At 70.9% G+C, this 7,449-nt stretch carries 11 protein-coding genes; 9 read left to right on the top strand and 2 right to left on the bottom strand.

All coding sequences use genetic code 11. From position 1 onward, the window contains the following. Window positions 1-37 precede the first annotated feature (37 nt). Together ACWCO3_RS28550 and ACWCO3_RS28545 are read right to left on the bottom strand one after the other, a co-directional pair. Window positions 38-634 carry a TetR family transcriptional regulator gene (locus tag ACWCO3_RS28550; protein ID WP_145785086.1) on the bottom strand — a complete coding sequence of 199 codons (597 nt, stop codon included), beginning with the start codon at window positions 632-634 and terminating at the stop codon, window positions 38-40. 21 nt (window positions 635-655) lie between these two features. Continuing rightward, window positions 656-1,213, bottom strand: a complete 558-nt coding sequence (locus ACWCO3_RS28545; protein WP_145785085.1) for a signal protein — start codon at window positions 1,211-1,213, stop codon at window positions 656-658. A 69-nt stretch (window positions 1,214-1,282) separates the two neighbouring features. On the opposite strand from ACWCO3_RS28545, the gene proS reads away from it, so the two are divergent. The 9 genes from proS to lepB (ACWCO3_RS28500) all read left to right on the top strand — a co-directional run. Then, entirely contained in the window at window positions 1,283-2,689 is a 1,407-nt protein-coding gene (gene proS, locus ACWCO3_RS28540) for a proline--tRNA ligase (protein WP_145785084.1), read from the top strand. A gap of 49 nt (window positions 2,690-2,738) precedes the next feature. Next, window positions 2,739-3,359 (top strand): DUF402 domain-containing protein, encoded by a 621-nt coding sequence (locus tag ACWCO3_RS28535; protein WP_145785830.1) that lies wholly within the window; start codon window positions 2,739-2,741, stop codon window positions 3,357-3,359. 228 nt (window positions 3,360-3,587) lie between these two features. Next, the gene (rpsP, locus tag ACWCO3_RS28530; protein WP_145785083.1) at window positions 3,588-4,073 is read left to right on the top strand and encodes a 30S ribosomal protein S16; all 486 of its coding nucleotides are present in this window, start codon (window positions 3,588-3,590) and stop codon (window positions 4,071-4,073) included. After that, complete coding sequence (locus ACWCO3_RS28525) at window positions 4,048-4,308, top strand: RNA-binding protein (RefSeq protein WP_172862164.1); 261 nt, start codon at window positions 4,048-4,050, stop codon at window positions 4,306-4,308. The genes rpsP and ACWCO3_RS28525 overlap by 26 nt, the downstream gene beginning before the upstream one ends. After that, the gene (rimM, locus tag ACWCO3_RS28520; protein ID WP_145785082.1) at window positions 4,308-4,862 is read left to right on the top strand and encodes a ribosome maturation factor RimM; all 555 of its coding nucleotides are present in this window, start codon (window positions 4,308-4,310) and stop codon (window positions 4,860-4,862) included. The genes ACWCO3_RS28525 and rimM overlap by 1 nt, the downstream gene beginning before the upstream one ends. A gap of 11 nt (window positions 4,863-4,873) precedes the next feature. Then, window positions 4,874-5,647, top strand: a complete 774-nt coding sequence (gene trmD / locus ACWCO3_RS28515; RefSeq protein ID WP_354889475.1) for a tRNA (guanosine(37)-N1)-methyltransferase TrmD — start codon at window positions 4,874-4,876, stop codon at window positions 5,645-5,647. Between the two features lie 143 nt (window positions 5,648-5,790). After that, window positions 5,791-6,147, top strand: coding sequence for a 50S ribosomal protein L19 (gene rplS, locus ACWCO3_RS28510; RefSeq protein ID WP_088991045.1), 357 nt, complete (start codon window positions 5,791-5,793; stop codon window positions 6,145-6,147). Between the two features lie 181 nt (window positions 6,148-6,328). Further along, the gene (gene lepB, locus ACWCO3_RS28505; RefSeq protein ID WP_145785080.1) at window positions 6,329-7,201 is read left to right on the top strand and encodes a signal peptidase I; all 873 of its coding nucleotides are present in this window, start codon (window positions 6,329-6,331) and stop codon (window positions 7,199-7,201) included. A 10-nt stretch (window positions 7,202-7,211) separates the two neighbouring features. Then, window positions 7,212-7,449 (top strand): signal peptidase I (lepB, locus tag ACWCO3_RS28500; protein ID WP_450012967.1); only part of this gene is annotated, 238 nt, incomplete at its 3' end.

Genomic DNA, 7,449 nt, shown 5'->3' with positions numbered 1-7,449 from the left:
GCGCGGGCGCGGGCGCGGGCGCGGGGGCGCGGGGGATTCAGTGGGGTGGGCGGACGGCGGCGCTGAAGAGATGTACGGCCAGATCGGCGAGAGCTGCGGCGGTCTGGTCGATCGGGGCGCGCGGGAGCACGATGTGGCTCACCACCAGCCGGACGGTCGTGTCGGCGGCGAAGGCCAGCGTGGCCTGGTCCGCTCCGGGCAGGTGGTCGCCGGCCCAGTCGATCAGCGCGCCGGACGCCTCGGTGAGCACCACCTCGGCCCGCGTGGTGAGGTACGGAAGTAGCTCGTCCGAGCCGCCCCGGGCGCTGCTCAGGATGGCCTTGACCAGAGGGTTCTCCGCCGCGGTGGTGAGCGTGTGCGCGATCGCCGCGTACGCGCCGGCCCGGACGTCGGCGCCGTTCGCGAGCAGGGCGGCACGGACGTCGCCGACGAAGGTGTCCACTTCTCGCCGGGCCAGCGCCTCGGCCAGCCCGGCCTTGCTGCCGAATTCGTTGTAGACGGTCTGCCGGCTCACCCCGGCGGCACCCGCGACGGCACCCATCCGGACGCCGTCCCAACCGGTCGCCACGGTCAGTGCGCGGGCGGCGTCGACGATGCTGTCCCGCACCGGGGTGGTGCCGCTCCGTTCAATCATGGTGGTCGAAGTGTAGGCGGTTCAGCGCACGTCGATCTGGTACTGCGCCTCGACCCAGAACCGCCCACCGTCGCTGCCACCGAAGCTCAGCTCGTGCTGACCGGGGGCGGGTGGCGGCACCAGTGCCCACAGACCCCAGCAGGAGACCGGCCTGGGCCACGGCCAGACGGTGACGACGTTGTTGAAGAAGCCGCTGACCGGGAACGACTGGGCCGAACCGGCTTCGCGCAGGGCGACGGCCACTCCGTCGAGCTGCGCGTGACCGGTCGCGCTGTCCATGGCCTCCGCCGGTTCGTCCGTGCGGCCGACCTGCCACCAGCAGAAGGCCGGGAAGAACAGCGGTCGTCCGGCGGGAACCACGCAACTGCGTTGCGCAGAGCCACCGAACGTACCCGCGAGGAACCACACGTCGGCGGGTTGGTGGTGCCCGGCGTGCCGGCCGGACCCGTCGCCGATCGGATTGGCGGGTTGCCGGTGCCGGGCCACCCAGCGCACCCATCGGGTCGCGAGGTGTGCCAGCTCGACGGGGTCGGGCGCCGGGTTGAAGGCCGCGCCGGGGCGCGGATCGAGGGGGGTCATGACGGCAGATGCTAACGATGCCGCGCCCGACCGCACTGCCCCGATGAGCGGCGCATAGGATGTGCGGTCATGGCACGCGTGCTCACTCCCCGTGCGGAGGATTTTCCCCGCTGGTACCAGGACCTGATCGCCAAGGCAAAGCTGGCCGACAACGGCCCGGTCCGCGGCACCATGGTCATCCGACCGGCCGGCTACGCCATCTGGGAGCGTATGCAGGCCGAGATGGACGCCCGGATCAAGGCGGCGGGTGCGGAGAACGCGTACTTCCCGCTCTTCATCCCGGAGAGCTACCTCAAGCGTGAGGCCGAGCACGTCGAGGGCTTCTCGCCGGAGCTCGCGGTGGTCACCCACGGTGGCGGCAAGCAGCTCGCCGAGCCGGTGGTGGTGCGCCCCACCAGCGAGACGGTCATCGGCGAGTTCATGGCCAAGTGGATCGACTCGTACCGGGACCTGCCGCTCCTGCTCAACCAGTGGGCGAACGTGGTCCGGTGGGAGCTTCGTCCGCGCATCTTCCTGCGTACCAGCGAGTTCCTCTGGCAGGAGGGGCACACCGCGCACGCCACCCGCGAGGACGCCCGGGCGTACGCGCGGCGGATCCTGCACGAGGCGTACGAGGACCTGATGGTCAACGTGATCGGCATTCCGGTGGTGGTGGGCCTGAAGACGGCCCGTGAGCGGTTCGCCGGCGCGACGGCCACGTACACCTGCGAAGGCATGATGGGCGACGGCAAGGCGCTCCAGCTGGGCACCAGCCACGAGTTGGGTCAGAACTTCGCCAAGGCGTTCGATATCAGCTACTCCTCGAAGGAGGGCGGCCGGGAGCACGCCTGGACCACCTCCTGGGGCACGTCCACCCGGATGCTCGGTGGCCTGATCATGGCGCACGGCGACGACAACGGTCTGCGCGTGCCGCCGAAGCTGGCCCCGATCCAGGCGTACATCATGATCGTCAAGGATGGTGAGGGCGTCGCGGAGGCGGCGGCCAAGCTGCACGACGGCCTGCGCGACGCCGGTGTCCGGGTCGCGCTCGACGACCGGACCGACACCGCGTTCGGCCGCCGGGCCGTCGACGCCGAGCTGCGTGGCTATCCGGTACGCGTCGAGGTCGGCCCTCGCGACCTGGCCGTGGGCAACGCGACGGTGGTGCGCCGCACCGACGGGTCGAAGTCCCCGACGCCGGTGGCCGACGTGGTCGCCGCGGTGCTGGCGGCGCTGGAGACCGACCAGCAGGTGCTGCACGACCAGGCGCTGGCCAACCGCGAGTCGCGCACGGTGGAGGTCGCGACCCTGGCCGAGGCGATCGAGGCCGCCGCGACGGGCTGGGCCCGGGTGCCGTGGTCGGCGGTCGGTGTGGCCGGCGAGGCCGAGGCGAACGGTCAGGGCGTCACGGTTCGCTGCCTGGTGCGCGCCGACGGCTCGGTGCCGGACTCCGAGGACGAGCCCGACCTGGTCGCCATCCTCGCCCGCGCCTACTGAGGTGCCCTCGAGCGGGCCGGTGGACCACTTCGCGCCGGGTCGGTTGATCATGCACCGGAACGTGCGGCACGGTCGGATCGGATGGGTCCGGCCGGGCCGCGTGGTCAGCGACGACGAGCGGGGTCTGCTGGTGTGGATCGCCCGGGACTCGCCGGTGGCTCACGAGGTGACCGAGGCGGGCCGGGGCATGCGGGCGATGCCCTTCGCCCAGTGGATCTCTTCGTCGTACCGGTTGGCGCACGGGCGCTGGAACGGCCCGCCGCTGCTGAAGTTCCTGCCGACCGGCGCGGCGCACTCCGTCTGGTGGTTCCGCGACGCCCAGGGTCGGTTCGCCCACTGGTACGTCAACCTGGAGGAGCACGGTGTCCGCTGGGACGACGGCCCGGTGGCCGGCGTCGACGTGGTGGACCAGGACCTCGACGTGGTGGTGCGCCCGGACCTGAGCTGGGAGTGGAAGGACGAGGACGAGTTCGTCGAGCGGCTCGCCTTCGGGGACGACTACTGGGTGACGGACGAGAAGGCGGTCCGGGCCGAGGGGGAGCGGGTGATCGCCCTCGCCGAGGCCGGTGAGTTCCCGTTCGACGGCACCTGGTGCGACTTCACACCTCCGCCAGACTGGGACGTACCGGACGAACTTCCGCCAGGATGGGACCGTCCGCCGGTGCGGTGAGGGTGTCTCCGGTCACCGGTGACGCGGCGTCCGGGCCCGATGCGGGACATCGGCATCGGATCTGGCAGAATGGGTCGCTGGTATCCGGCGCGCGTCCGGCGCCCTCTAACCCGGGCGCGTCGCTAGTCCACCGAGTAGTCTCCGGCCCAACCCCACGGGTCCGGTCGGCGCTCACCCATGCACACCGCCCACACGGGCCGGTGAAATCGCAACAGGAGCGTAACAACTGTGGCCGTAAAGATCCGGCTCCTGCGGATGGGCAAGATCCGCCACCCGCAGTACCGCATCGTCGTCGCCGACTCGCGCACCAAGCGTGACGGTCGGGCGATCGAGTTCGTCGGGGTCTACCAGCCGAAGGAAGACCCTTCGATCATCGAGGTCAAGTCGGAGCGGGTCCAGTACTGGCTGTCCGTCGGCGCTCAGCCGAGCGAGGCGGTGCAGCGGCTGCTGGAGCTGACCGGTGACTGGCAGAAGTACAAGGGCCTGCCGGCCCCGCCGCCGCTGAAGGTCGCCGCCGAGCGGGCCGACCGTAAGGCCGCGTACGAGGCTGAGGCGAAGGCCGCCGCCGGGCTCGCCCCGGAGACCCCGGCCAAGCCGGCCAAGAAGGCCGCCAAGGCTGCCGAGGCTCCGAAGGCCGACGCTCCGGCTGCCGAGGCTCCGAAGACCGAGGCTCCGGCCGAGGCCCCGGCTGCCGACGCCGGTGAGCAGGCCTGACATGCCTCTGCGTCCGGCGTTGGAGCACCTGGTCAAGGGCATCGTCGACCACCCGGACGACGTCCGGGTGCGGATGGTCGATTCCCGTCGGGGCAAGCGGCTCGAAGTCCGCGTGCACCCCGAGGACCTCGGCACGGTGATCGGGCGGTCCGGCCGGACCGCCAAGGCGCTGCGTCAGGTGATCGGCTCCATCGGCGGGCGCGGCGTGCGCGTCGACATCGTCGACTCGTACTGATGCAGCTCGTCGTCGGCAGGATCGGCAAGCCGCACGGTGTCCGCGGTGAGGTCACCGTGGAAGTGCGGACCGACGAACCCGAGGCACGGTTCGCCCCAGGCACAGTGCTGCGCACTGAGCCTGGGGCGACACCCCCTCCAACCGTCGATGAGCCCGGGGTGCCGTTCCAGGTGCCTGCGGAGCTGACCATCGAGGAAGCTCGCTTCCATCAGGGTCGGGTGCTGATCGCGTTCGACGGCATCCTGGACCGCAACACCGCCGAGGCGCTGCGCGGCACCCTGCTCGTGGTGGACAGCGCCGACGTGGCCCCGCCGGACGATCCGGAGGAGTTCCACGACCACCAGTTGGTGGGTCTGGCCGTGGTCACCCCGGCCGGCGAGCGTCTGGGCGAGGTCGCCCGGATCGACCACGCCCCCTCCTCGGACCTGCTGGTCCTGCGGCGCCCCGAGGGGCGTACCGCGTTGATTCCGTTCGTCCGGGCGATCGTCCCCGAGGTCGACCTGGCCGGTGGACGTGTGATCGTCGACCCGCCGGCCGGCCTGCTCGACCTTTAGGACCACCCCGCATGCGCGTCGACGTCGTGTCGATCTTCCCGGAGTACTTCGCCCCGCTGGACCTGTCGTTGATCGGGCGGGCGCGGGCCAACGGCGTACTCCAACTCGCCGTGCACGACCTGCGGACCTGGACCCACGACGTGCACCGCACCGTCGACGACACCCCCTACGGCGGCGGGCCGGGGATGGTGATGCGCCCGGAGCCGTGGGGTGCGGCGTTGGACGCGCTCGCGCCGGCCGAGGCTCCGCCGCCCCGGTTGCTGGTGCCGTCGCCGGCCGGTGTCCCGTTCACCCAGGCCATGGCGTACGAGTTGGCCGCCGAGTCGCACCTGCTCTTCGCCTGCGGCCGGTACGAGGGCATCGACCAACGCGTCCTGGAGCACGCCGCCACCCGGATGCCGGTGACCGAGGTCTCGCTCGGTGACTATGTGCTCTTCGGCGGCGAGGTCGCGGTGCTGGTGATGGTGGAGGCGGTCACCCGGTTGCTGCCGGGGGTGTTGGGCAACGCGGGTTCGCTCGACGAGGAGTCGCACGCGCACGGGTTGCTGGAGGCACCGATCTACACCAAGCCGCCGAGCTGGCGCGGGCACGACGTGCCGGAGGTGCTCCGCTCCGGAGACCACGGCAAGATCGCCCGTTGGCGACGCGAGGAGGGCTTGCTGCGGACCGCCGCCCGACGTCCCGACCTGCTGGCCGCCCTACCCGCCGATCGGCTCGACAAACGGGACATCGCGGCCCTGGACCAGGCCGGATTTCAGGTGCCGCCGGGGGATGTGGCAAAGTAGGGAGGTTGCCGTATCCGTCCGCGCCCGCGGGCGGCTGCGAGGATCCCCGACCGGGGTCGGCCCGCCGACCACCACCCGGGGATCAGAATCACCCACCCGCGCACCGAGTGACGGTGCGCCGTGAGCCTTACGAGGACGCAGCGATGAACATCCTGGACGCCCTTGACGCCCAGTCGAAGCGGACCGACCTTCCCGACTTCCGGGCCGGTGACACCGTCAAGGTGCACGCCCGCGTCGTCGAGGGCAACCGGTCCCGTGTCCAGATCTTCCAGGGCGTCGTGATCCGCCGCCAGGGTGACGGTCTGCGCGAGACCTTCTCGGTCCGCAAGGTCAGCTTCGGTGTCGGTGTCGAGCGGACCTACCCGCTCAACGGCCCGGGCATCGACCGGATCGAGGTCGTGACCCGTGGCGCCGTGCGCCGCGCCAAGCTCTACTACCTGCGCGAGCTGCGCGGCAAGAAGGCCAAGATCAAGGAGAAGCGGGAGAAGCAGCCCAGCTGACTTCCCGCTCGCCACGCCGCCTGAGCTGCGCGTATGCCGTACCGACCAGACCGCACTACCCTGGTCGTACGGGCGCAGCGAAGCGGCGGGTCCGCCCACGCGGCGGACAGCCGTTCACTACCGCCCGTGGAGCCTCGTCGAGGCTCCCGGGCGGTAGTGCTTCTGTGGACCGGGGAGTGGCGTGGTGCAGACGCTTGACGAGGACGGCACCGTCGATCCGTGGCGCCGGCGGGCTCGCCGTACCCGCCGACAGATGCCCCTCTGGCAGGAGCTTCCGCTGCTGCTGGTGGTCGCGTTCTGCCTCGCCGTGCTGATCCGCACCTTCCTGCTCCAGGCGTTCTTCATCCCGTCCGGCTCGATGGAGGACACCCTCCTCGTCGGGGACCGGGTCCTGGTCAACAAGGTCGTCTACGACGTCCGCGACCCGGTACGCGGTGAGGTGGTCGTCTTCCGGGGCACCGACCGCTGGGCGCCGCAGGTCGACGAGCAGCCGAAGCCGGGCGTCGCCGGTCGGCTCGCCCGCACCGTCGGCGACCTGGTCGGGGTGAGCCGCCCCGGTGAGAAGGACTTCATCAAACGGGTGATCGGCGTTCCCGGCGACCGGGTCGCCTGCTGCGACAGCCAGGGGCGGGTGACGGTCAACGGCACGCCCCTCAACGAGCCGTACGTGCTGCGGGACTCCCCGCTGGACCTTCCGCCCAACCCGTCGGAGTGCCGCTCCCGGCGCTTCGACGAGGTGGTCGTACCGCCGGGTCAGCTCTTCGTGATGGGTGACCACCGCGAGGTCTCCCAGGACGCCCGTTGCCAGGGCCCGGTGCCGATCGACAACGTCGTCGGTCGGGCCTTCATGGTGGTCTGGCCCTCGTCACGGTGGAATTCGTTGTCGGTGCCGTCGACGTTCGACGACGTGTCCGGGCCGGCCACGGCCTCCCCCGGAGCACCACCGGTGCGACCGACCCCGCAGGGTGACGTGGTGCTGATGGTCCCGGCGTTGGTAGCCGCGCTGCGTGGTTCCCGCGCGTTCCGGACGGTGACGTCCAGTCCGGCAACGTAGGCTCCTTGGCGTGATTGACGAGCAGACCGACAAGCCGCGCAGCTCCTTCTGGAAGGAGCTGCCGATCCTGCTGGGTGTGGCGATCCTGGTCGCGGTTCTGGTCCGCGCCTTCGTGCTGCAGACCTTCTTCATCCCCTCTCCGTCCATGGAGAACACACTCAAGATCGATGACCGGGTGTTGGTCAACAAGCTGGTCTACGACTTCCGGTCGCCGCACCGCGGTGAGGTGATCGTGTTCAAAGCCCCCA

The organism is Micromonospora sp. NPDC002411, from assembly GCF_053592955.1.
Note: the sequence above shows the minus strand (reverse complement) of the source record. Positions and strands in the feature narration are given on the sequence as shown.

Coding starts and splice junctions, on each gene's coding strand:
- ACWCO3_RS28550 (WP_145785086.1), bottom strand. CDS start 634: ATGATTGAACGGAGCGGCACCACCCCGGTGCGGGACAGCATCGTCGAC.
- ACWCO3_RS28545 (WP_145785085.1), bottom strand. CDS start 1,213: ATGACCCCCCTCGATCCGCGCCCCGGCGCGGCCTTCAACCCGGCGCCC.
- proS (WP_145785084.1), top strand. CDS start 1,283: ATGGCACGCGTGCTCACTCCCCGTGCGGAGGATTTTCCCCGCTGGTAC.
- ACWCO3_RS28535 (WP_145785830.1), top strand. CDS start 2,739: ATGCACCGGAACGTGCGGCACGGTCGGATCGGATGGGTCCGGCCGGGC.
- rimM (WP_145785082.1), top strand. CDS start 4,308: ATGCAGCTCGTCGTCGGCAGGATCGGCAAGCCGCACGGTGTCCGCGGT.
- trmD (WP_354889475.1), top strand. CDS start 4,874: ATGCGCGTCGACGTCGTGTCGATCTTCCCGGAGTACTTCGCCCCGCTG.
- rplS (WP_088991045.1), top strand. CDS start 5,791: ATGAACATCCTGGACGCCCTTGACGCCCAGTCGAAGCGGACCGACCTT.